The organism is Sphingopyxis sp. GW247-27LB (assembly GCF_002277025.1).
Classification (GTDB): domain Bacteria; phylum Pseudomonadota; class Alphaproteobacteria; order Sphingomonadales; family Sphingomonadaceae; genus Sphingopyxis.
Genome location: NZ_NIWD01000002.1, coordinates 125832 through 150387 on the forward strand (window position 1 = coordinate 125832; position 24556 = coordinate 150387).

At 67.5% G+C, this 24556-nt stretch carries 18 protein-coding genes; 14 read left to right on the forward strand and 4 right to left on the reverse strand.

The window, feature by feature from the left end; all coding sequences use genetic code 11:
- Positions 1-87: 87 nt before the first annotated feature.
- The 11 genes from CD928_RS00720 (at position 88) to CD928_RS00770 (ending at position 14714) form a co-directional block, all read left to right on the forward strand.
- Positions 88-2172, forward strand: coding sequence for a right-handed parallel beta-helix repeat-containing protein (locus CD928_RS00720; protein ID WP_141237050.1), 2085 nt, complete (start codon positions 88-90; stop codon positions 2170-2172).
- Entirely contained in the window at positions 2169-3806 is a 1638-nt protein-coding gene (locus tag CD928_RS00725; protein WP_255246992.1) for a glycoside hydrolase family 28 protein, read from the forward strand. Before CD928_RS00720 ends, CD928_RS00725 begins: the two co-directional genes overlap by 4 nt.
- Before the next feature lie 9 nt (positions 3807-3815).
- Entirely contained in the window at positions 3816-5453 is a 1638-nt protein-coding gene (locus tag CD928_RS00730; RefSeq protein ID WP_255246993.1) for a glycoside hydrolase family 28 protein, read from the forward strand.
- Positions 5450-6412, forward strand: coding sequence for a D-glycerate dehydrogenase (locus CD928_RS00735; RefSeq protein WP_095385044.1), 963 nt, complete (start codon positions 5450-5452; stop codon positions 6410-6412). The genes CD928_RS00730 and CD928_RS00735 overlap by 4 nt, the downstream gene beginning before the upstream one ends.
- Positions 6413-6425: 13 nt before the next feature.
- The gene (locus CD928_RS00740; protein ID WP_095385047.1) at positions 6426-7223 is read left to right on the forward strand and encodes a kinase; all 798 of its coding nucleotides are present in this window, start codon (positions 6426-6428) and stop codon (positions 7221-7223) included.
- Entirely contained in the window at positions 7220-8344 is a 1125-nt protein-coding gene (locus CD928_RS00745) for a fumarylacetoacetate hydrolase family protein (RefSeq protein ID WP_095383568.1), read from the forward strand. Before CD928_RS00740 ends, CD928_RS00745 begins: the two co-directional genes overlap by 4 nt.
- Positions 8345-8503: 159 nt before the next feature.
- Positions 8504-9694, forward strand: a complete 1191-nt coding sequence (locus CD928_RS00750) for an aldose 1-epimerase family protein (protein WP_095383570.1) — start codon at positions 8504-8506, stop codon at positions 9692-9694.
- Positions 9691-10437 (forward strand): SDR family NAD(P)-dependent oxidoreductase, encoded by a 747-nt coding sequence (locus CD928_RS00755; protein WP_095383573.1) that lies wholly within the window; start codon positions 9691-9693, stop codon positions 10435-10437. Before CD928_RS00750 ends, CD928_RS00755 begins: the two co-directional genes overlap by 4 nt.
- Positions 10438-10601: 164 nt before the next feature.
- Complete coding sequence (locus CD928_RS00760) at positions 10602-11789, forward strand: CaiB/BaiF CoA-transferase family protein (RefSeq protein ID WP_095383574.1); 1188 nt, start codon at positions 10602-10604, stop codon at positions 11787-11789.
- Between the two features lie 10 nt (positions 11790-11799).
- A complete protein-coding gene (locus CD928_RS00765; RefSeq protein ID WP_095383577.1) occupies positions 11800-12570 on the forward strand; it encodes an enoyl-CoA hydratase/isomerase family protein in 771 nt (256 codons plus the stop codon).
- A gap of 17 nt (positions 12571-12587) precedes the next feature.
- Complete coding sequence (locus CD928_RS00770) at positions 12588-14714, forward strand: pectate lyase (RefSeq protein WP_095383580.1); 2127 nt, start codon at positions 12588-12590, stop codon at positions 14712-14714.
- Positions 14715-14730: 16 nt separating this feature from the next.
- Here the strand turns inward: CD928_RS00770 and CD928_RS00775 are convergent, their stop codons facing one another.
- Together CD928_RS00775 and CD928_RS00780 are read right to left on the reverse strand one after the other, a co-directional pair.
- The gene (locus CD928_RS00775; RefSeq protein ID WP_095383583.1) at positions 14731-16032 is read right to left on the reverse strand and encodes an MFS transporter; all 1302 of its coding nucleotides are present in this window, start codon (positions 16030-16032) and stop codon (positions 14731-14733) included.
- Between the two features lie 46 nt (positions 16033-16078).
- Positions 16079-17227 carry a mandelate racemase/muconate lactonizing enzyme family protein gene (locus CD928_RS00780; protein ID WP_095383585.1) on the reverse strand — a complete coding sequence of 383 codons (1149 nt, stop codon included), beginning with the start codon at positions 17225-17227 and terminating at the stop codon, positions 16079-16081.
- Positions 17228-17285: 58 nt separating this feature from the next.
- On the opposite strand from CD928_RS00780, the gene CD928_RS00785 reads away from it, so the two are divergent.
- The 3 genes from CD928_RS00785 to CD928_RS00795 all read left to right on the forward strand — a co-directional run bounded on the left by CD928_RS00785 (position 17286) and on the right by CD928_RS00795 (position 19565).
- Positions 17286-18005: a GntR family transcriptional regulator gene (locus CD928_RS00785; RefSeq protein WP_095383587.1), complete on the forward strand. Its 720-nt coding sequence runs from the start codon at positions 17286-17288 to the stop codon at positions 18003-18005.
- Positions 18006-18142: 137 nt separating this feature from the next.
- Entirely contained in the window at positions 18143-19174 is a 1032-nt protein-coding gene (locus CD928_RS00790; protein WP_095383590.1) for an aldo/keto reductase, read from the forward strand.
- A 19-nt stretch (positions 19175-19193) separates the two neighbouring features.
- The gene (locus tag CD928_RS00795; RefSeq protein WP_095383593.1) at positions 19194-19565 is read left to right on the forward strand and encodes an L-rhamnose mutarotase; all 372 of its coding nucleotides are present in this window, start codon (positions 19194-19196) and stop codon (positions 19563-19565) included.
- A gap of 314 nt (positions 19566-19879) precedes the next feature.
- On the opposite strand, the gene CD928_RS00800 is transcribed toward CD928_RS00795, so the two are convergent.
- Positions 19880-22660, reverse strand: a complete 2781-nt coding sequence (locus CD928_RS00800; protein WP_095383596.1) for a TonB-dependent receptor — start codon at positions 22658-22660, stop codon at positions 19880-19882.
- Positions 22661-22966: 306 nt separating this feature from the next.
- Positions 22967-24451 (reverse strand): UxaA family hydrolase, encoded by a 1485-nt coding sequence (locus CD928_RS00805; protein ID WP_095383599.1) that lies wholly within the window; start codon positions 24449-24451, stop codon positions 22967-22969.
- Positions 24452-24556 lie beyond the last annotated feature (105 nt).

Below are 24556 nucleotides of genomic sequence, written 5' to 3' on the forward strand. Positions count from 1 at the left end.
GTTTCTGAAATATAAGAATCATATATTGATATCTCAGAAACGCCAAGGCATAACGTCGCCCGAAACGCAAAATCGGGGAGACGCGACATGCCGGGCCGAATCGGAACGACAAGCCTTGCGGTGCTGGGCGCCGCGATGCTGGCGCCGTCGGCCGCGGCGCAGACCGAGGGCTTGAAGCGCCCGACCGTTACCATCGCGGTATCGCCGGCCGGCAACGACGCCGCCGACGGCAGCGCGGACCATCCCTTTCGCACCCTGACCCGCGCGCAGGTCGCGGTGCGCGACGCCAATGCCAAAAGCGACGTCGTCGTGCGGATCGCCGACGGCGTCTATCGCCTCGACGCGCCGCTCACCCTCGCCGCCGCCGACGGCGGGCAGAAGGGCTGGGTCGTCACCTGGGCCGCGGCGCCCGGCGCGAAGCCCGTGCTGTCGGGCGGGATCGCGGTGACGGGGTGGAAGCTCCACGACAAGGCGCGCCATATCTATGTCGCCGACGTGCCGCGCGGTATCGCCAGCCGGCATCTGTTCGTCGACGGCCGGATGGCCGATCGCGCCGCGGTCGAACTCGACCGCGGCAAGGTCCGCTTCACCAATCAGGGGCTCGAAGTGAACGATCCCGCCGCCGGCGACCTGTCGCGCCTCGGCCGGAACGGGGCGCTCGAACTGGTCGGGCTCGGCCATTTCACCACCCGCTTTTCGCCGGTCGAGCGGATCGAGGGCCGGACGCTGGTGATGAAGCAGCCCGCGTGGGCGAACAATATCTGGGGCTATGACACGCTCGCGCACCCCTATAACCCCAAAGAAGGCAAGCTCTATCTGCGCGGCGACCTCGCCTTCCTGGCCCGGCCGAACCAGTGGGTGCTCGATGCCGCGGCGGGCAAGCTCTATTACCGCCCCGCCGATGGCGCCGATATCGCGAAGCTCGACGTCGAGCTGCCGCGTCTCGAAAGCCTGCTCCACATCGCGGGCACTTATGACGCGCCGGTGCGCAACGTGACGGTCAACGGCCTGCGCTTCTCGCACACGAGCTGGCGCGGCCCCAACGGGCCCGAAGGCTATGCGAGCCAGCAGAGCGGGTCCTATCTGACCGGCCGCGCCGCCGCCTATCCCACCGACCCGCTCGTCACCTGCAAATGGGGCTGCCCCGAGTTCGAAAGCGTACGCAACGAGTGGTCGCAGATGCCCGCCGCGGTACAGGTGTCGGCGGTCGAGGGCATCCGCTTCGACGGCAATATCTTCGCGCACATAGGCCAGTATGCGCTCGGCATCGGTAACGATCCGAGCGCCAATGCCTCGGGCGTCGGGCTGGGCGCGGTCGATGTCGTCGTCTCGCGCAACGTCTTCACCGACCTTGCCGGCGGCGCGATCGTCGCGGGCGGGGTGCGACGCGACGCGCACCACCCCTCCGATCCGCGGATGACCAACCGCCAGCTCACCATCGTCAACAATCTCATCCGGTCGGTGTCGAAGGATTACAGCGACAACAGTGCGATCCTCTCGACCTACGTCGATGGGGCGCAGATCGTCCACAATGACATCAGCGACACACCCTATGACGCGATCGACATCGGCTATGGCTGGGGGATGCACGACGCGGGTGGCAACGCCAATTACCGCACGCGGATGCACGGCTACGACTGGCCGCAGAACAAGGTCTATGAAACCCCGACCACTCACCGCAACGTCGTCGTCGCCTATAACCGCATCTACGACACCAAGAAGCATTTCGAGGACGGCGGCGCGATCTACAATCTGTCGGCGAGCCAGGGCACGGTGATCGCCGAAAACCACATCTTCGACCTCAACCGACGCATCGCGCTTTACCTCGACGAGGGGTCGAAGTTCATCACGGTGCGGGGCAATGTCGTCGACGGCGCCGGGACCTGGCTCAACATCAATGCGGTGACCCCGGCGGTGAAGATGTGGCTGCGCATCTCGACCGACAATCTCGCGACCGGCAACTGGCATGAAGGCGGCGAGGTCGGCGGCTGGTGGACCGCCTATCTGAACAACCGGATCGAACAGGATCATCCCGTCACGGGCGACGCCTGGCCCGCCGAGGCGGTCGCGGTGATGGCCAATGCGGGGATCGAGCCCGCCGCCGGCGACATATCCTATGGCGACGTTCGCGCCCACCCCAATCCCCATGCCAGGGCGAAGAAGGGCGAATGACCGGCGTATCGCTTGACATGCTGAACCGCGCCGAGGTCAGCCGGCGCGCCGCGCTGCTCGGCGTCGCCACCGCCGCGGCGATGAGCCCGTCGATGGTTCGCGCCACGGGATCGCTGGCGGGTTTCCACGACGTGCGCGACCATGGCGCGAAGGGCGACGGCCGTACCGTCGATTCGGACGCGATCAACAAGGCGATCATGGCCGCCGCGCGCGCCGGTGGCGGCACCGTCGTGGTCCCGCCGGGCCGCTATCTCTGCTTCTCGATCCGCTTGCAGAGCGACGTCACGCTCGCTCTCGCGGCCGGCGCGGTGATCGAGGCCGCCGACCCCGCCAGGCATGGTGGCCGCTATGACGCCCCCGAAAATTATCTGGAGGAGCAATTCCAGGATTTCGGAATCACGCACGTCCATAACAGCCTGATCTATGGCGACGGCGTCAGCAATGCCGCGATCGTCGGCCGGGGGATGCTGCACGGGCTGGGGCTCGACCGCGAGGGCCCCGGCGCACACTGGCACGGGGTCGAGGGGTGGCAGTCGGCGAAGGCGCTCGGCCTTTCGCCCAGGGAGTTGCTGCTGCGCGATCCCAAGGAGCAGGCCACGCTGGGCCGCGCCAACAAGACGATCGGGCTGATGAACTGCCGCAACATCCTGCTGCGCGACTTCACCATTCTGCAGGCGGGCCATTTCGGCGTGATCGCCCACGGCGTGACCAACATGACGATCGACGCGCTGACGATCGACACCGACCGCGACGGCATCGACATCGACTGCTGCCGCGATGTGCGCGTGACGAACTGCATCGTCAACGCGCCCAAGGACGACGCGATCGTGCTCAAGAGCAGCTATGCGCTGGGACGCAAGGTCCGGTGCGAGGATATCGCGATCCTCGGCTGCAAGACCAGCGGCTATGCGATGGGCAGCCTGCTCGACGGAAGCTATCGCAAGTCGGACTATATGGCCCCCGACAAGATCGGCCCGCTCGGCCGGATCAAGATGGGGACCGAGACCAACGGCGGCTTTCGCAATATTTTGATTTCCGACTGCACCTGCGAAGCGAGCCGCGGCATCCTGATCGGCGTCGTCGACGGCGGTACCATGGAGGATGTGGTGGTGTCGGACATCGTGATGCGCGATCCGGTCAATCATCCGCTGTTCGTTCATCAATCGGGCCGCCTGCGCGCGCCCGAAGGCACGACGATCGGCCGATGCCGCCGCATCCGCTTCGACAATATCCAGGTCTCGGGCGCCAATCCGCGCTTCCCGTGCGGGCTGACGGGGCAGAAGGGCTATCCGGTCGAGGATGTGACCTTCTCCAACATCTTCGTCCAGAGCGCCGGCGGCGGCACCGCGGCCGACGCCGCGCGGGTGCCCGAGGAGCGGCCGGCGTCGAGCCTCGAAGTCACCTATCTCGGCACGCTGCCCGCGCAGGGTCTCTATGCCCGCCATGCCGAGCGGCTGACGGTGCGCAATGTCGAATTCGTCACTGACAAACCCGACGCGCGGCCGCTGTTCCTGCTCGACGACGTTCAGGGCGCGACGATCGACGGCGTGACCTCCGCGCAGCCGCGCGGCAAGGCGCTGGTCCAGCGCGGCAGCAGCAATGTGGCGCTCGGCGACGTGCGGACGCTCGGATAGGGAGAATCCATGACCGGAGTTTCAGATCATATGCTGGCCCGCGCCGACGTCAGCCGGCGCGCGGCGCTGTTCGGCGTCGCCACCGCCGCGGCGATGAGTCCCTCGATCGTCCGCGCTACGGGCGCGCTGTCGGGTTTCCACGACGTGCGCGACTATGGCGCGAAGGGTGACGGCCGCACGGTCGATTCGGACGCGATCAACAAGGCCATCATGGCCGCCTCGCGCGCCGGCGGCGGCACGGTCATCATCCCGCCGGGCCGCTATCTGTCCTTCTCGATCCGGCTGCAAAGCCACATCACGCTCATCCTTGCGCAGGGCGCGGTGCTCGAAGCCGCCGACCCTACGAAACATCCCGGCCGGTACGACCCGCCCGAGGGGGTCTATGAGGAGCAATATGTCGATTACGGGCTCGCCCATTATCACAACAGCCTGATCTATGGCGACGGTGTCAGCGATGTCGCGGTGCTTGGCCCCGGCATGATCCACGGGCTCGGCCTGCGCCGCGAGGGGCCGGGACCGAAATGGCACGGCGTCAAGGGCTGGGTGTCGCCCAAGGCGCGCGGCATGGACCCGCACGAGGCGCGGCTCAGCGATCCCGCCGAGCGCGCCGAGGAGGGCAAGGGCAACAAGGCGCTCGCCTTCAAGAACTGCCGCAATATCCTGCTGCGTGACATCACCATCCTGCAGGGCGGCCATTTCTGCCTATATGCGCTCGGCTGTTCGGGGATGACGATCGACAATCTGCGCGTCGACACCGACCGCGACGGGATCGACATCGACTGCTGCCGCGACGTCAAGGTCAGCAACTGCACCGTCAACGCGCACAAGGACGACGCGATCGTGCTCAAGAGCAGCTATGCGCTGGAACGCAAGGTCGTGTGCGAGGATGTGACCATCATCGGCTGCAAGACCAGCGGCTATGCGCTCGGCACGATGCTCGACGGCAGCTACCGGCTATCCGACTATCGCGCGCCCGACGATGTCGGCGTGCTCGGGCGGATCAAGCTCGGCACCGATTCGGTCGGCGGCTTCCGCAACATTCTGGTCACCGGCTGTACATGCGAAAATTCGCGCGGGCTGCAGATGGGGGCGATCGACGGCGGCACACTGGAGGATGTGACCTTCAGCGACATCACGATGCGCAACATCGTCAACCATCCGATCTTCGTCCGCCTGTCGGTGCGCAACCGCGCGCCGCGCGACGCTGGCGTCGCGACGGTGCGGCGCGTGCGCTTCGACGATATCAACGTGTCGGGCGCCAACAGCCGCTACGCCTGCGGCGTCGTCGGCATCGAGGACGGGATCATCCAGGACGTCACCTTCTCCGGTGTCCATGTGTCGAGCGAGGGCGGCGGGACGGCGGCCGATGCGGCGCTGGAGCCGCCCGAGCGCCGCAACAGCAGCCTGGAACCGAGCTTCATGAAAACCTTTCCCGCGCATGGCCTCTATGTCCGCCACGCGCAGCGGATCGCGGCGGTCGATTGCAGCTTCGTCACCGAAAAGCCCGACGCGCGGCCCGCGATCCTGTTCGACAATCAGAGCAGCGGTTTCGTCTCGGGCCTGCGGTCGCAGCACGCGCCGGAAGAAGCGGTCGTGGCCCGCAATGGCGGCCGGGTGAAGGCGGTCGACACGGTGCAACTAGGCTGATGACCCGACCCCGCCTGCTGGTCACCCGCCGGCTGCCCGACGCCGTCGAGGATCATTTCCGCGCCCATTACGACGTCGAGCTCAACCCGGCCGACACGCCGCTCGACGCCGCGGCGCTGCGCGCTGCGATGACGCGGTTCGACGCCATCTGCCCGACGATCACCGACCGCTTCGACGCGGCGGTGCTGGGCACGGAGAAGGCAACGGTAAAGATCCTCGCCAATTACGGCGCCGGCTTCGAGCATATCGACCTCGCCGCGGCGGAGCGCGCGGGCATCGCCGTCACCAACACCCCCGACGTGCTGACCGAGGCGACCGCCGATCTCGCCATCCTGCTGATGCTGATGGCGACGCGGCGCGCCGGCGAGGGCGAGCGCGAACTGCGCGCCGGACGCTGGACCGGCTGGCGCCCGACCCACCTGATCGGCCAGGGGCTGGCGGGCAAGACACTCGGCCTCGTCGGCTTCGGCCGCATCGCCCGCGCCACCGCCGAGCGGGCGCGCGCCGGCTTCGGCATGACAATCGCCTATTTCAGCCGCCGCGAAGCCGAGGATGCGGGGGACGCGGTCTTTTACCCGACGCTGGAGGCGCTCGCCCGCGCCGTCGATATCCTGTCGCTGCACGTTCCCGGCGGCGCCGAGACGCGGCACATGATCGACGCGCCGCTGCTCGCCGCGCTGAGGCCCGGCGCGGTCGTCGTCAACACCGCGCGTGGCAGCGCGATCGACGAGGCCGCGCTCGCCGCGGCGCTCGCGAGCGGGCACGTCGCCGCCGCCGGGCTCGACGTCTTCGAGCGCGAACCGGCGGTGCATCCGGCGCTGCTCGCCTGCGACAATGCCGTGCTGCTGCCGCACCTCGGCAGCGCGACGATCGAGGCGCGCACCGCGATGGGGATGCGCGCCGCCGCCAATCTGGAAGCCTGGTTCGCGGGCCGCGACCTGCCCGACCGTGTCGCCTGACGATGCCCCCGCCATCGCCGCCGCCGCGATCGCGGGCTGGGCGGCGGAGCCGAATGCGCCGCGCCCGCTGGTCGTAGGCCTGTGCGGCGCGCAGGGCAGCGGCAAGTCGACCCTCGCCGCCGCGCTCGCGGATCGGCTGAACGTCGCCGGATACCGCACCGCCATCCTCGCCCTCGACGACCTCTATCTCCCCGCCGCCAACCGCGTCGCGCTGGCGGGCGCGGTCCATCCGCTGCTGCGCGTGCGCGGCGTCCCCGGCACGCACGATCCCGAACTCGGTCTGGCGCTTCTGAGCCGGCTCGGCGAAGCGGGACCGGTCGCCCTGCCGCGCTTCGACAAGGCGACCGACGACCGCGCCGCGCCCGCGACTGTCGAGGGGCCGTTCGACGTCATCCTGTTCGAGGGCTGGTGCGTCGGCGCCGCGCCGCAGGCGGCGGACGATCTTGCCCGGCCCGTCAACGCACTCGAAGCCGACGCTGATGTGGGCGGCGTCTGGCGGCGCCATGTCAACGCCGCGCTCGCCGGTCCCTATCGCGCCTTGTTCGGCCGCATCGACCGGCTGATCCTGCTCGCGGCGCCCGGCTTCGACGTCGTGCATCGCTGGCGGCTTCAACAGGAAGAGGAACTGCGCGCGCGCAGGCCCGAGGGCGCGGGCCTGATGGACGCTGCCGCGGTCGCCGCCTTCGTCCAGCATTATGAGCGGCTGACGCGGCACATCCTGGCCGAGATGCCCGGCCGCGCCGACCTCACCCTTCACCTCGACCCCGACCGGCGCGTGATCCGCGCCGACAGCAAGGATATATCCCGATGACGCTTCCCTTCACGCTCGACTGGCTTCCCGACGACTGGCGGGATGCGCGGCTGCTCGGGCGGATCGAGACCGCCGACGGGCCGACCCCGGTGCTCGTCGAGGGCGGCATCGTCCACGACATGAGCGCGGTCGCCCCGACGGTTTCGGCATTGATCGAAGCGCACGCCTTCGACGCGGGGGCCGGGCGCACGCTCGGCCCGCTGGAAGACCTTGCGCCGACGCTGGCGCTGCTCTCACCCATCGACCTGCAATGCGTGAAGGCCGCGGGGGTCACCTTCGCCCTGTCGGCGGTCGAACGGGTGATCGAGGAACGCGCGCGCGGCGATGCGGCGGCCGCGGGCGCGATCCGCGCCGCGCTCGAAGCGCGCGTCGGCGCCAGCATCCGCTCGGTCGTTCCGGGAACCGACGCCGCCGCCGCGCTCAAGGAGGCGCTGATCGGCGAGGGGCTGTGGTCGCAATATCTGGAGGTCGCGATCGGCCCCGACGCCGAGATCTTCACCAAGTCGCCGGTGCTGTCGACCGTCGGCGCGGGCGGCGACATCGGGGTGCGGTCCGATTCGACCTGGAACAATCCCGAGCCCGAGGTCGTGCTCGTCGTGGGCCCCGACGGCCGCGCGGTCGGCGCGACGCTGGGCAACGACGTCAACCTGCGCGATTTCGAGGGGCGCTCGGCGCTGCTGCTCGGCAAGGCGAAGGACAATAACGCCTCCTGCGCGATCGGTCCTTTCATCCGCTTGTTCGGCGACGATTTCGGCATGGACGAGGTGCGCGGCGCGGTCGTCGAGCTGACCATCGACGGGCCCGAGGGCTATCGTCTCGAAGGCCGCAGCGCGATGGACCAGATCAGCCGCGATCCCGAGGAATTGCTGCGCCAGGCGATGAGCGAACATCATTATCCCGACGGCTTCGTCCTCTTCCTCGGCACGCTGTTCGCGCCGACGCAGGATCGCGACGAGCCGGGCCGAGGCTTCACGCACAAGGTCGGCGACGTGGTGCGCATCGCCGAGCCGCGGCTCGGCGCGCTGGTCAATAGCGTGCGGACGAGCGCCGCAGCCCCCGCCTGGACCCGCGGCATCGGCGCGCTGATGCGCAATCTCGCACGGCGCGGCCTGCTGAACTGATGGTGGTGACGTGATGGTTCCTCCTCCTCGTCACCCCGGATCAAGTCCGGGGTGACGAGGAGGAGGAAAGTCAAACCACGTCATCATTACTGATATATCTGTTGATTGAATTGATCTCTCTGTATATGCTCATCGTATAACAGCAGAGAGGGTTTTCTGATGGTCGAGCTTTTCGGCCGCCGCATGAGCCGCCGCGACGTCGCCGCGCATTGCGGCGCGCTGTCGCAATTCGCGGGCGTGCGCCTGATGACGCTCGGCGACGGGGTCGAGCGCGGCATCCGCATGCTCGAATTCCGCACCGGGACCGGGCTGCGCTTCACCGTCCTCGTCGACCGCGCGCTCGACATCGCCGACTGCGAGCACAAGGGCCGGGCGGTCGGCTGGAACTCGCCCGCGGGCTTCCGCCATCCCGGCCTGCACGACTATGAAGGGGAGGGCGGGCTGTCCTGGCTGCGCTCCTTCTCGGGCCTGATCGTCACCTGCGGGCTCGACCATATCCTGTTCATGGATGACGACGACGCGACCCATTATGTCTATGGCCCGCGCGAGACGGTCTCCTCCTCGCTCCACGGCCGGATCGGGACGATCCCGGCGCGGCTGACCGGTTACGGCGAGCGCTGGGACGGCGACGAATGCACGCTGTGGTGCGAGGGCGTTGTCCAGCAGTCGACCGTGTTCGGCGAGGACCTCCACCTGATCCGCCGCATCGAGGCAAGGGTCGGCAGCGACGAGATCCGGCTCCACGACCGGGTCGTCAATCACGGCTTCTACCGCACCCCGCACATGTATTGCTATCATATCAACGTCGGCCATCCGGTACTCGCCGAGGGCTCGCGCTATCTTGCGCCGATTGGCGAGACGGTCTGGGCCGCGCATGCCGGCGACGATTATCGGGGACAGGGCGCCGGCTATCGCACCCTTCCCGCGCCGCAGATGAATTTCCACGAGCAGGTGTGGCAGCACGAGATGGTCGCCGACGCCGCCGGCGAGGTGCCGGTCGCCTTGGTCAACGACGCGGCCGGCCTCGGCTTCGAGGTGGTGACGCGCAAGGAGCAGTTCCCCTGCCAGTATCAATGGCAGAATCTGCAGTCGGGCCAATATGCGATGGGCATCGAGCCTTCGACCAACCATGTTCTCGGCAAGCCCTTCGCGCGCGAGCGCGGCGAACTGATCTGGCTCGAACATGGCGACGAACGCCGCTACGACACGGTGCTGCGCGTCCTCGACGGCGGCGAGGCGATCGCCGCCTGCGAGCGGCGTATCCGTGCCATCTCGCCGCAGCCCGACACCGATTATCCCGAACCGACGGGCGATTACCGGCCGATCGCCGGGCGGGAGGCGCGGGCATGAGCGTCGCGGGCAAGACCATCCTCTATACCGGCGCCGCGGGTGGATTAGGACTGCGCTCGACGCAGGCGCTGCTGGCGAAAGGCGCGCGCGTCGTCGCGGTCGACCACGACCCCGCGAAGATCGCGGCGCTGACCGAAGCGGCGGGGGGCGACGAACGGCTGCACCTGGTCGCGGCCGACATGTCCGATCTCGACGCCTTCCGGGCCGCGCTGACCGAAGCAAGCGCCGCGACCGGCGGCTTCGACGTCGTGATCAACAATGCCGCCATCTATCCGTCCAAGCCCTTCGACGAATTCACCGTCGAGGAGCATCAGGCGGTGCAGCGCGTCAATGTCGACGCGGGGATCGTCGCGGTGCAGGTCGCGCTGCCGACGATGCGTGCGCGCGGCTGGGGCCGCATCGTCAATATCGCCAGCGTGACCTTCTACGGCGGCTGGGCGCTGCTGTCGCCCTATGTCGCGTCGAAGGGCGCGCTGGTCGGGCTGACGCGGGCATGGGCGCGCGAGTTCGGCCCCGACGGCATCACCGTCAACGCGATCGCGCCCGGCGCCTTCCCGACCGATGCCGAAAAGATCCACCCCGACCCCGAAGGCTATACGCGCTTCGTGCTCGACCATCAGGCGGTCAAGCGCCGCGGCACCCCCGACGACATCGCCGAAGCGCTCGCCTTCCTCGCCTCCGACGCGGCGGGATTCATCACTGGCCAGACGCTGAATGTCGATGGCGGCTGGGTCATGCATTAGGACCGGCCGCCCTTTGGCCCCCGGCGGCCTGCAAATGGCGACTTTTAGCGCTTCCGGTGCTCACGTGCAGAAGCACGCTGCGCTCCGGGTCGCAAAAAGCCACCATTTTCGACTCACCGGGAGCCAAATTGCGACCGGCCCTGAAACGAGGAAAGCAACGGATCATGGGTATTTTGAGCGGCTATCGGGTTCTCGATTGCTCGATCGCGATGGCGGGGCCGTTCGCGGCGCAGCGGCTGGGCGATCTCGGCGCCGATGTGGTCAAGGTCGAGCCGGTCACCGGCGAATGGCAACGCTATGCCTCGGCGGGCGGCGCCCGCGGGAACCGGATCAACGTCTCCTTCCTCTCGCTCAACCGCAACAAACGCTCGCTCGCGGTCGACCTCAAGGCGCCGGAGGGCAAGGCGATCCTGCTCGACCTCGTCAAGAGCGCCGACGTCTTCATCCAGAACTACCGCCCCGGCGTCGCGAAGCGGCTCGGGGTCGATTATGAGACGCTGTCGGCGATCAACCCGCGCCTGATCTACGTCTCCATGTCGGGCTATGGCGAGAGCGGGCCCTATGTCGACCGGCCGGGGCAGGATTTGCTGCTTCAGGCACTGTCGGGCGCGATGCTCTCGGCCGGCCGCGAAAGCGATCCGCCGCAGCCCGCGGGGCAGTTTCTCGCCGACGCGATCACCGCCTACACCGCGTTCGAGGGCGCGCTCGCCGCGCTCCTCCACCGCGAGCGCACCGGCGAGGGGCAGCTTGTCGAGGTCAATATGCTCGATGCGATGACCGCGGTGCAGATGCAGGAAATCTCGGTCCATACGGTCGGCGGCAAGGCGCAGACGCGCTCGGCCGAGCCGCACGCGCACAGCTATATCCGCGCGCCTTATGGGGTGTTCGAGACCGCCGACCATTATATCGTCGTCGCCTTCGCCAGCCTCGACGCCTTCGGCAGGCTGATCGGCGAACCGAGCTTCGCCGGGATGGACGACGAGACCGACAGCTGGGCCCATCGCGACGAAATCTTCGCGAGGACGCGCGAACGGCTGAAGGCGAAGACCACCGCCGAATGGCTCGACATATTGCTGCCCGCCGGCGTCTGGGCCGGGCCGGTCCACGGCTATGCCGAGCTGGTCGACGACCCGCAGGTCCGGCACAACGGCAGCTTCATCGAATATGACCATCCGAGCGAGGGCAGGGTGAAGACGCCGGGGTTCCCGATCCGTTTTTCGAAATCCCCCTCGACGCTCGACCGCGGCGCGCCGCAGGTCGGCGAGCACAGCCGCGAGATACTGGCCGAGGCCGGAGTCGCCGCCGGCGAGATCGACCGGCTGCTCGCGGGCGGCGTCGTGAAGCAGGACTGAGGCGCGAGCCATGACCGACAACGTTCTTTTCACCGTCGACGGCGCCGTCGCGACGATCACGCTCAACCGCCCCGACAAGCTCAACGCCGCGACCCCCGAAATGGCGAAGGCGATCGTCGCGGCGGTGACGGCGTGCAACGACAGCGATACCATCCGCTGCGTCATCGTCACCGGCGCGGGGCCGAAGGCTTTTTGCGCCGGGTCCGACATTGCTGAACTCGACAGCTATGCGACACCCTGGGATTTTCGCAACCGCTCCGATTATTGCGACGCGATCCACCGGCTGTTGAAGCCGACGATCGCGGCGGTGAACGGCTATGCGCTCGGCGGCGGGCTGGAAACCGCGCTGTCGTGCGACATCCGCCTCGCGTCGAGCAATGCGCGTTTCGCGGCGCCCGAGATCAAGCTGGGCTGGATCGGCGGCGGCGGCATGGCGGCGATGCTCGCCCACTCGATCGGCCTGTCGAACGCCGCGCTGATGATCATGTCGGGCGACCTGATCGACGCGCAGCGCGCCCTGCAATGGGGGCTGGTCAGCGAGGTGGTCGAGCCCGAGGCGCTGATGGACCGCGCGCGCGAGCTGGCCGTGACCATCGCCTCGCGCGCGCCGATCGCCGCCGAGACCGCGAAGCTCAACCTGCGCGCGGCGGTGTCGATGCCGCTCGACAAGGCCATGGAATATGAGCGCGACCTGCAGGCGATCTGCTTCGCGACCGACGATGCGAAGGAAGGGCGCGCCGCCTTCGCCGAAAAGCGCCCGCCGCGATTCCGCCGGCGCTGAACCCGAGGGAGGGGTGAATGACGATGTGGCGAGCGATGACCGCGATCGCGGTGGCGGCCTTGCCGGCCGCCGCGCCGGCGCAGACGGTGTGGGACAAGCCGAACACCACCTTCCACGTCTCCCCCGACGGCGACGATAAGGCGGCGGGCAGCGCCGCGGCGCCGTTCCGGTCGCTGGAGCGCGCGCAGGCCGCCGTCCGCGCGGCCAACGCCCATCAGGACGTGACCGTCATCGTTCATGGCGGCGTGTGGACGCGGATCGAGCCGCTGATCTTCACCGCGAAGGATGGCGGGCAGAACGGCTTTGGGGTTCGCTGGCGCGGCGCGGACGACGCGCGGCCGCTGATCACCAGCGGCATCGCCGTCACGGGCTGGACGGTTCAGGACAAGACGCGCGGCATCTACGCGGCCGATGTGCCAAAGGGAACGTCCGCCCGCCAGCTCTGGGTCGACGGCAAGCTGGCGCGGCGCGCCCGCACCCGGATCGACCGCGGCGATGCCCGGTTCGACGCGCGCGGCATCAGCTTCACGGGCGCGGGCGCCGATATCGTGGCGCAGGCGGCGGGCGAGCGGCACGTCGACGTCGAGGCGACCGGTTTCTTCACCCACCGCTTCTCCCCCGTCGAGCGCATCGTGGGGGCGCGGCTCGACATGCGCCAGCCGGCGTGGAACAACAATATCTGGGGCTATGACACCATCCCCGACCCCTTTCACCCGGAAGGAGCGCGCCTCTATGTCTCCAATGCGCTGGCCTTCCTCGATGAAGAAGGGGAATGGTATCTCGATCCGGAGGCGGGCAAACTCTATTACAAGCCCGCCGCGGGCATGGACATGGCGAAGGCCGACGTCCGGCTTCCCCGCCTGCCGGTGCTGGTCAGCGTGTCGGGGACGGCGCAGCATCCGATCCGCGACCTGACCCTGTCGGGGTTCCGCTTTTCCCATACGAGCTGGACCGGCCCATCGCTCGACGGCTACGCCAACCAGCAGAGCGGCACCTTCATCACCGGCCAGTCGAAGGCTTTCCCCGCCGACCCGCTCAGGACCTGCCGGCAGGGCTGCCCCGAGTTCGAGAATGAGCGCAACGTCTGGCGCCAGATGCCGGCGGCGGTGCAGGTCTCCGCGGCGCAGCATGTCACGATCAGCGGGAATGTCTTCGCGCATCTCGGCCAATATGCGCTGGGCGTCGGCATGGACGCCAACGCCAATGTCTCGGGCGTCGGCCTCGCCACGGTCGACGTCACCGTGCGCGACAATCTGTTCGCCGACCTGTCGGGCGGCGCGATCGTCGCCGGCGGGGTGCGGCCCGACGCCCACCATCCCTCCGACCCTGCACTGACGAACCGCCAGCTGATGATCCGCGGCAATCTGATCCAGGGGGTCGGGCGCGATTACACGGACAATGCCGCGGTGCTCGCGACCTATTGGGACGGGTCGGTCATCATCCACAACGATATCTCCGACGCCCCCTATGACGGCATCGATATCGGCTTCGGCTGGGGCTATGTCGACCAGGGCGGCAACCCCAATTATCGCGCCCGCCAGCGCGGCTATGATTCGGGCGTCAATCGGGTCTGGGACACACCGACGATCCGCCGCGACGCGATCGTCGCCTTCAATCGCCTCTACAAGGTCAAGCAGGTCGCCGACGACGGCGGGGCGATCTATAATCTGTCGGCGTGCCAAGATTGCGTCATCGCCGAGAACCATATCTTCGACATCGGCCCGCGCGTCGCGCTCTATCTCGACGAAGGCTCACGCGGCTTCACCGTCCGCGACAATGTCGTCGAGGGCGGCGTCCGCCAGTGGCTGAACGTCAACACGGCGAGCGCCTTCCAGCCGGGGCGCACCAATTCGATGAACAATGTCGCGCGCGGCAACTGGCACGAGGCGGTCAATGTCGGCGGCATCTGGAACGATTATATGAACAACCGGATCGAGGACGATCATGTCGTCCTGTTCGATAGCTGGCCCGGCGGCGCGCTGCACGTCATGGGCCATGCCGGGCTCGAGGCCGAAAGCAAGGTGCCGTCCTACCTCGATTACAAGCCTCGCCCCAAGCTGGGCCTGCCGGCACCCTTGCCGAACGGCCGCGGTACCTATGGCCGCAACAATCCGAAGACGGCGCCGAAGCCTGCCGGCGAGTGAAAGCCGGCGGCGACGGCTATTTCACGCTCTTGATCGGCAGGACGAAGAAGGATCCGGCATAGACGAAGACGATCGCGGCGATGAACAGGGCCGTATAGTCGCCGCCCGACAGGCTGAGCAGCCAGGCTGCGAACACCGGGCTCAATATCTGCGGGATGTTCACCGCGGTGGTCAGGATGCCGAGGTCCTTGCCGGTCGCCTCGCCATCGGCCTTGGGCAGCACCTGCGTCATCAGCGCCATGTCGACCGACATGAAGGCGCCGTAGCCGATCCCGATCAGCGCCGCATAGATCAGCATCCCCTGCAGCGAAGGCAGGAACAGCGGCACGGTGAGCGCGGCGCCCATGACGATGCTGGAGGCGAAGACGATCGGCTTGCGCCGCCCGATGCGGTCGGAGAGCAGGCCCGAGGTGAAGGCGGCGAACACCAGCGCGAAGAAGGTGATGGTCGACAGCGTCGCGATCGTCTTGTTCGCGTCGGCGAGCGACAGGCCGATATAATCCTGCAGGATATAGAGCATGTAGGTGATCACGCCCTGATAACCCATGTAGATGGTGAAGCGCCCGAAAAAGGCCCAGGCGAAATCGGGATGCTCGCGCGGACTGACCCAGAAGCTCTTGAGGAACTCGGACGCGCGGAAAGGGGGCGGCAGCGCCGCGGTGACCTTGGGCTCGCGGTTGATGGCCACGAAAGCGAGGCAGACGACGATGATCGCCCCCGCGAACAGCCAATAGGCGAAGGTGATCGTCCCGGCGAGCAATCCGGCGACGATCGTGCCCACCGTCAGGCCCGAGGTCATGCCCGCGCCGACGAAGCCCGACGCGGTGCCGCGCTCGTTCGGCGCGAAGCGGTCGGCGACCACCGTGGTCAGCGCCGCCTGCATCGCATTGAGCGCGATCACGGCGCCGACCCAGAACAGGGCGATCGCCCACAGGCTCGTCATCTGCGGCACCGCGAACAGGCAGAGGCCGCCGACCACCGATCCGGTCACGATCCACGGCGTCCGCCGTCCCCAGCGGGTGCGGGTGCGGTCCGAAAGGGCCCCGGCGATCGGCGTCGTCAGCGTGCTGAAGATTGAGGTGATCGCGAACACCACCGCCAGCCCGCTCGCCTTGTTCGCGGGATCGAGCGCCTGGATCTGATTGGGAAGCAGCACCGCCAGCACCGCCGCGTAGAGCGCAAGCAGGACGAAGAAGACCGCGGTCATCGAAACGAGCAGCACCCATTTCCCGCGCCCGGCGACATGGCCGGTCGAGCCTTGCAGAAAAGCGGCCTCTTCGGGCGCGCCGCCGGCATAGGCGGCATTCAGGTCCGACATCGCTCTCTCCCGTCCCCGCGGCGCCGTTCCGCCGCGGGTCACGCCGTCATGCGGCTTTCCTGATATCCACCCGCTGCTGCACCGGCGCGGTTCCGAGCGCGTCGCGCTCCAATATTTCGGGCCGCCGCTCGTCGCGGCGCGCGGCTTCGCTGAGGACGAGACCGTGCCCCGGCGCGTCGCTGCCGTGGATGAAGCCGTCCCTTATCTCATAGGGCCGTTCGACCATATGCTCGAAATTCTGGAAGCTGTATTCGACCCAGGCGACCTCGGGCAGCGCCAGCGCCATGTTGACGCCAACCTCCAGGAAGCTGTTGCCCATCGTCACCTCGACCCCCATGTCGGCCGCGAGCCAGCCGATCCGCATCACGTCGGTGACATGGCCATGGACGTTGAGCATGTCGGCGCCGCCCGCCTGGATCAGCGCGCGCTTGCCCGAAACGTCGAGATATTCGCCCGAATTGAGCTGCGTCTCGCCGAGCGCGCCGCGCAGCATCCGAAGGCCCTCGAAATCCGAGCGCAGGATCGGATCCTCCATCCAATAGATCGCATGGCCCGCACGGCGCATCGCGGCGATGTTCTGAAGCGTCTGCTTGGGCGACCAGGCTTCGTTCGCGTCGATCATCACGGCCGCGTCCTTGCCGACCGCGCGTTTGAGCAGGTCGAGGCGGTGGATGTCGCGGTCGAGTTCGGGGTGGCCGACCTTGATCTTGAACGCGGTATAACCCTGCTCGGCGGCGGCGGCGAACAGCGCACCGAAATCCTCGTCGGACAAATGGAAATCGAGCCCGCTCGCATAGGCGCGGACGCGGTCGCGGCGCGCGCCGAGCATCTTCCACAGCGGCAGGTCGGCCGCCTTCGCCGCCAGATCCCATATCGCCTGCTGCAGCGCTTCCTCGAAGGGCACGCTCATCCGGCGGATATTGCCGCCGCGCGGCCTGCCGACCCGGTGGGCGAGCGCGAGCGCGCTTTCGCCTTCGAGCGCGGGCCAGGCCTCGCTGCGGAACACGCGTTCGAGTTCGGCCTCGGCGGGAAGGGGATGGAAGAGCGACTGCACGAAGCCGAGGCCGGTCCGCCCCGCCGAATCGACCAGTTCCAGCGCCGCGACATGGACGTCGTCGGCGCGCACCTGGCTGTCGCCGATCACCCGGTCGCGGGCGAACTGAAAGCGGGTAATGCGAAAGTCGACTATGGGCATATTCGGTGCTACCATCTTCCAGATGCCAAACGTGAAATATCAATGATAGGGATTAGATATGACAGATGGGGGCAAACGGCAAGCTGGATTCGTCATCGAAGCGGCTGAAGCCGGTGGGGAGCGCCCCGCGAACGGCGAACGGCTCAGCGACGTCGCCTATCGGGCGATCCTGCAAGGTTTGTTCGACCAAAAGGTGCCGGCGGGCGCCTTCGTCTCGCAGAACGATCTCGTCCGCCTGCTTGGCATTCCGGTGCAGCCGCTGCGCGACGCGCTGCGCGTGCTCGAGGCCGAAGGGGTGCTCACCATCCACCCGCGCTCGGGCATCCAGTTCCTGAAGCCCGACCTCGAACTCGCGCGGAGCACCTATCAGTTCCGTTCGATCATCGAGCGCGCGGCGGCGCGGCGCTATGCCGAAACCGGCGACGCCGAAAAGGCCCGCGAGCTGATCGCGGGTCACAAGGCGCTGATGACGCGGATCGAGAAGGAGGGGCTGACCGACGGCGCGCTCGAGGCGCTCGAAGTGCTCGAGGTCGGACTGCACGGCAGCATGATCGCCAATATGAACAATCCGCTGATCGAGACGACCGCGCAGCGGCTGAAGAATTATGTCACGCTGATCCGTCTCGACCGGCTCGTCACCGCGCCGCTCGCGCTGCGGACGCTGGGCGAGCATCTCGAAATTCTCGAAGCCTTCGTCGCCCGCGATCCCGACCGCGCCGAAGCGGCGATCGCGTCGCACTTCCAGGCGGCGTTGCAGCGCATTCTGGGCATGTTCTGATCGGTCTGCCGCCTTGCCTTGTCGTCACCCCGGATCAAGTCCGGGGTGATGAAGCGGATAATGTCACGCGCTGCTTTCCCTCTCATCCATCTGAAATATGAATTGAGATTTTTGAGATATCAGACTAGGCGCAGACCATGGATAACGCACCTGCCGCCCACCGCTTCGACCAAGCGACGCTCGGCCGTCTCGGCTTCGGCGCCTCCACGCTCGGCAATCTCTATCGGCCGATGAGCGACGCGGCGGCGGCGGCGACCGTGCGTGCCGCGCTCGATGCCGGAATCCGCTATTTCGACGTTGCGCCGCACTATGGTTTCGGACTCGCCGAAAAGCGGCTCGGCGCCGCGCTCGCCGAGGCGGATCCCCAGGAAAGCACCATCATCTCGACCAAGGTTGGGCGCCGGCTCGACGCGGTCGCGCCCGGCACCGACCTGTCGGCGGTGCGCCAGGCCTTCGTCTCGCCCGAACCCTATGAAAGCGTGTTCGACTATAGCTACGACGCGGTCATGCGCTCGTGGGAGGACAGCCGGCGGCGGCTGCGTCGCGAGCGCATCGACATCCTCTATGTCCATGACATCGGCCGCTACGCGCATGGCGACGCGCACCCGCGGCTGTTCCGCGAGCTGATGGACGGCGGCTACCGCGCGCTGCGCGAGCTGCGCGACGGCGGCGCGGTCGGCGCGATCGGGCTTGGCGTCAACGAATGGCAGGTGTGCGAGGAAGCGCTCGCCGCCGGCGAGTTTGACATGATGCTGCTCGCCGGCCGCTATACGCTGCTCGAACAGGGGGCGCTCGACAGCTTCCTGCCGCTGTGCGCGGCGCGCGGTGTCCGGCTGGTCATCGGCGGCCCCTACAACAGCGGCATCCTCGCGCATGGCGTGAAGGGGCCGGGGCCGTTCCATTACGAATATCAGCCCGCCTCACCCGAAATCGTCGCGCGTGTCGCGGCGATCGAGGCGCTGTGCGACACGCATGGCGTGCCGCTCGCCGCCGCCGCGTTGCAATTCCCGCTCGCCCATCCGCAGGTCGCTTCGGTGATCCCCGGCATGAACAGCGCCGCGCGCGTTGGCGAGGCGGTCGCGCTGACCGAGCGGAAAATTCCCGCCGCCTTCTGGGCGGACCTGCGCGCCGCGGGCCTGATCCGCGCCGATGCTCCCACCCCTGCCTGAAACCCGAAGGGGAACGCGAATGACCCGCCGCATCTGCCTCGCGCTCGATCTCGTCGACGATGCCGAACTGATCGCCGACTATGAACGCTGGCACCGCCCCGGCGAAGCGCCGGTCGAGATCGTGCGCTCGATCCGCGAGGCGGGGATCGCCAATATGGAAATCTATCGGGCGGGCAATCGCCTGTTCATGATCATTGATGCCGAAGACCGTTATTCGGACGAAGCGAAGGCGCGCGCCGACGCCGCCAACCCGCATGTGCAGAAATGGATCGCGCTGATGCAGCGGTTCCAGCAGCCGATCCCGGCCGCGGGCCCCGACGGGACGTGGATGGCGATGGACTGCATCTATCGCCTGACCGACCACCTCGACTTCCACGCCATCGACCGCTGACGGCTGGTTGCGCGGCGCGGCATCGCTCGCCTGCCAAAACGCACGCGAGGACGTCTCCTTTGGGGGAGAGAGCGGGTGTTGCCATCCCATTGTGCACCCCCCGCGAAAGCGGGGGCCCAGGGCGGTAGAAAGCCGGCGTCGCGTGACTACCCTCTGGGCCCCGGCTTTCTGCGGGATATATCCGCCACCGGCGAAAACCGGCGCAAGGGGTTCTCGCAAAACACATAGTCGCAAAAAAAGAGGGGCCTTCCGACATGCGGAAGACCCCTCGGTGCTAGGGGGCGGCCATGAGGGTGGCCGCCGGGAGGATCGGGTCAGAATTTCGCGCGCACGCCGAACGACAGCCGCCGGCCGGTCATGCGATATTCCTTGGTGCGGTCGGGCGTCATCGAATAGAGGAACTCCTTCGAATTCGTCAGGTTGAGCCCGTCGGCGAAGATCGTGAAATTGTCGGTCAGGTCATAGGACAGGCTCGCGTCGAGCTGGCCGTAACCGTTGAAATATTCCTGTTCGCTGTTGCGGCCCACCGCGGTCTGCAGGAAGTCGTCGCGATAGGTGTAGGCGACGCGTGCCTGGATCCCGTATTTCTCATAATAGCCGACGAGGCTGTAGGAATATTTGGAAAGGCCCTCGAGGCTGTAGGTCGCCCCCGCCACCACGCTCGGATAATTGGCGTTCGACTTGGTGTAGTTGAAGCTGGTCTGGACGCCGAAGCCATCGAACGGCGCCGGCAGCCAGTTGGCGAAGGACTGGCGATAGCCGAGCTCGAAGCCCTTCACCGTCGCCCCGTCGCCATTGCCCGGCACGGTGACCTGGAAGGTGATCTGGTCGACCGTCTGCGGGGTCGTGATCAGCGTCACGAAGCTGTCGATCTTCTTGTAGAAGACCGCCGCGTTGAGCAGCGATTCGGGCGCGAAATACCATTCCACGCCAGCCTCGGCCTGCCACGCGCGGAAGGGCTGCAGGTCGGGGTTGCCGCGGCGGATCGTCTCGTTGCCCGGATTGGTCTGGATCGACTGGCGCGGCGACAGGTCGGTCAGCGTCGGACGGGTCATCACCTTCGATCCCGCGAAGCGCAGCACCAGATTGTCGGTGACGTCGAGCCGCACGTTCAGCGACGGCAGCCAGTCCTGATATTTGCCGCGGAAGCTGACCGGGATGATGTCCGACACGACGATGTCGTTCTGCCCCGTCGGATTGCCGTTCTGGTCGACGCGCGGCTTGGCGCTCAGCACGGTGCGCGACGCCCCCGACGAGGTATAGTCGGTGTCCTCGAAGCGCACGCCGGCGTTGACCGCGAGCCGCATGCCGCCAAGCTCGGTGTCGAGCGACGCCATCAGATAGGCTGCGCGAACGCTTTCGTTGATGACCGACGAGGCCGAAGCCGAGCGGACGGCGGGGTCGAAGGCGATCCCGTCCGCCGCGGCGTAACCGTCGACGACATTCACCAGTTCGCGCGGATCGTAGATGATCCAGTCGTGCAGGATATTGCCGTCATAGCCGCTGAAGAAATCGCGGTTGGTCGACTGGAACAGCGATTCGGGCAGCGCGCGGTCGGAGCCGCAATAGGCGCATTGCTGGCCGAAGGGCATTTCGAAGCCGTTGATCGTCTTGATCCGCGACGAAGCCATGAAGCCGCCGGCCAGCGTCAGGTCGCCGCCGCCCGGATTCCATTCGAGGTCGCCGCGATACTCCTGGATCTCGTCGTCGGCCTCCGCACCGCCGCCCCAGATATAGTAGTGCGCGGTCAGTCCCTGCGGATTGGTCGCCGCATTGGCGTAATTGGGGCTGTCGAAGCCATAATCGTAGATCGGGCTGCCCGAGCGGCGGTCGAACCAATGGTCGATGTTCTTGCGGCGGATCGTCGTGAACAGATTATTCTCGCCCCCGCGCTTGCGCGCGTTCGACAGCGACATGTCGAGCCGGACCTTCAGATCGTCGGTCGCCTGCCAGTCGACGTTGACGCCGAGCTGGTCCGTCGTGACGTCGCGGTCGTCATATTGGATGATCTCGTCGACGAAACCGCCGACATAGCGCTGGTACACCGCTTCGCCGCCGGTCTGGACGCCATTGACGACGCTGCCGCCCTCGACCACCTGCTCGACCAGCGTGCCGCCCGAAAAGTCGTAGGCGAGGCCGGTCTGCTGCTCGATGAAGCGCGACTTGGTGTAGAGGCCGTCGATCGTCACCGTGAAGCGATCCGACGGACGAAGCTGGATCGCGCCGCTCAGGCCCCAGCGCTTCAGGTCGCGCTCGAAGAAGAAGGGCGAGAGGTTCGAGGGCATCGAGACATTGGCGAACGGCTCGACATCGGGCCCGATGCGGGCGCCGGCGACACCGCCCGCGGTATAGTAGGAATCGGTGCTCGACCGGCGGACATGGCCCGCGCCGATCGTGAATTCGTCGTCGCGGTTCTTCTGCTTCGCCCAGACCGCCGACAGCGAAACGCCGAAGCTGCCGGCGTCGTTGCGCCAGCTGCCGACCGCGGCGACCTCGGGATTATACTTGTCCGACAGCTCGGACCATTGCAGCGTGCCCGATCCCGCGAACTTGAACCCCGCGGGCTGGTCGAGCGGCCGCATCGTGCGGATGTCGACCGTCGCGCCGATCGACGCGCCGTTGATGTTGGCCTGCGGCGATTTATAGACGTCGGCGCCCGAAATCACTTCGGACGGCAGGACGTCGAACGAGAATTCGCGGCCGTTGTTGTCGGTGGCGAGGGTGCGGCCGTTGACGGTCACCGCGTTGAACTTCGGCCCGAAGCCGCGGACGGTCACGAAGCGCCCTTCGCCGCGGTTGCGCTCGATCGTCACGCCCGCGATGCGCTGGAGCGATTCGGCGACATTCTGGTCGGGCAGCTTGCCGAGGTCCTCGGCGACGATCGAATCGACGACCGCGATATTCTCGCGCTTGAGGTCGATGGAGGCGCGCTGGCTGGCGCGGATGCCGGTGACGACGATCGCGTCGCCCTGTTCTTCGGCGGCCGGCTGCGGCGCATCGGCCGACTCGGTCTGGGCCAGGGCGGCCGTGGACAGGCCGACACTCAGGGCCGACGCGGCAATGCCGCCGGTCAGGATGCGCTTGAAAACAGACATGAAAACCTCCTCCACAGGGAAACGGCAGTGTCGTCAGAAATCGCACCGCCCTTATCTGATATTTCAGATACAGTAATTGACATGGCAATGGCAACAGATTTTTCGACGCCGGGTGCCGAAAAAGACGAGCGATCGGGTCGGAAAAGCCTGACGCACGCGGCACCACGGACAAGCGCCGCCGGTCGTCCGCGCCTTAGTTGTTAGTATTATTATATTTTCAGCCGATCCCGCGCCCGCGAAGCGGGCATCGGTGTTCCGCGGCGATGGGAACGGGAGGCGCCGCGAGCGTGGCGCGCAACGGGCGGGTTACAGCGTCACGCCGCGCTTCCAGATCGCGATCTCGCGTTCGCCGTTGCGCTCGGCCGCCGTCTCGCGTCCCGACGCGACCTCGGCGATCAGCCCGAGCAGCGCGGCGGCGCCCGCGTCCATCCCGTCGTCGAGCACCTGCCCGCCGTCGAAGTCGATCCAGCCGGGCTTGCGCGCGGCGAGCTCGTGGTTCGATGCGACCTTGATCGTCGGCACCGGAAAGCCGAGCGGCGTCCCGCGCCCGGTCGTGAACAGGATCACCGTCGCGCCCGCCGCCGACAGCGCGGTCGAGGAGACGGCGTCGTTCCCCGGCGCCTCGAGCAGGGTCAGCCCCGGCTTCGACGCGCGCGCGCCATAGCCGAGCACATCGGTGACCACCGCGCGCCCCGCCTTCTGCACCGCGCCGAGCGACTTTTCCTCGAGCGTCGTCAGCCCGCCCGCGATATTGCCCGGCGACGGATTTTCCGAAACCGGCTCGCCATGCGCGGTGAAGTAGGTCTTGAAGCCGTCGACCAGCCGTCCGATCGCCTCGAAGGTCTCGCGATCGGCGGCGCGCGCCATCAGCAGATGCTCGGCGCCGAAAATCTCCGGGATCTCGGTCAGGATCGCCTGGCCGCCGGCCCCGGTCACCGCGTCGCTCATCCGCCCGACGAGCGGGTTGGCGGTCAGCCCGCTGAGCCCGTCAGACCCGCCGCACTTGACCCCTATGACCAGTTTGCCGAGCGGCAGCGGTCCGCGCTTTGCCGTTGCGGCCGCTTCGACGAGCTCGTCGATCAGCGCCAGGCCTTCGTCGACCTCGTCGCCCGCGCTCTGCGCGCGCAGGCTCCGCACGCGGCCGCGCGCCTCGGGCGGGATCGCCTCGATCAGCCGGTCGATCTGGTTCGATTCACAGCCGAGCCCGACGAGCAGCACCCCGCCGGCATTGGGGTGCGACGCCAGCGCCGCGAGGATCGCGCGCGTGCCGTCGAGATCGTCGCCGAGCTGCGAGCAGCCGAAGGGATGGGTGAAGGCGTGCACCCCGTCGACCCGGCCGCGATGCCGCCGGTCGGCCGCCTCGGCGATCTTGGCCGCGATGCGCGCGACGCAGCCGACGGTCGGCAGCACCCAGATCTCGTTTCGCGTCGCCGCGCGTCCGTCGGCGCGCAGATAGCCCAGGAAGGTCGGCGGGTCGGAAAGCGGCGTCGCCGGATCGGCCGCCGGGCGATAGTCATGGCCGCCCTCCGCGCTGAGCGCGGTCGCCATATTGTGGCTGTGGACATGCGCGCCGCGCGCGATCGCCGCCTTCGCCGTGCCGATCGGGAAGCCGAACTTGATGACCGGTGCGCCGGCGGCGATGTCGACGACGGCGATCTTGTGCCCGCGTGCCACGGGTTCGGTCAACGCAACCCCGCCCGCGACGGCGAGCCGCTCGCCGGCCTCGAGGTCGCGCAGCGCGGTGGCGACCGAATCGCGGGGGTCGATGAAAATTGCGGTATTCGCGGTCATGGGCGGCGGGGCATCCTTGCCTTGTCGGGCTGGCTTGGCTTCAATGGGAAGCGGTGTCATATATCAATATGTCGAATTTATATATCACCATTCGATCGGTACCCG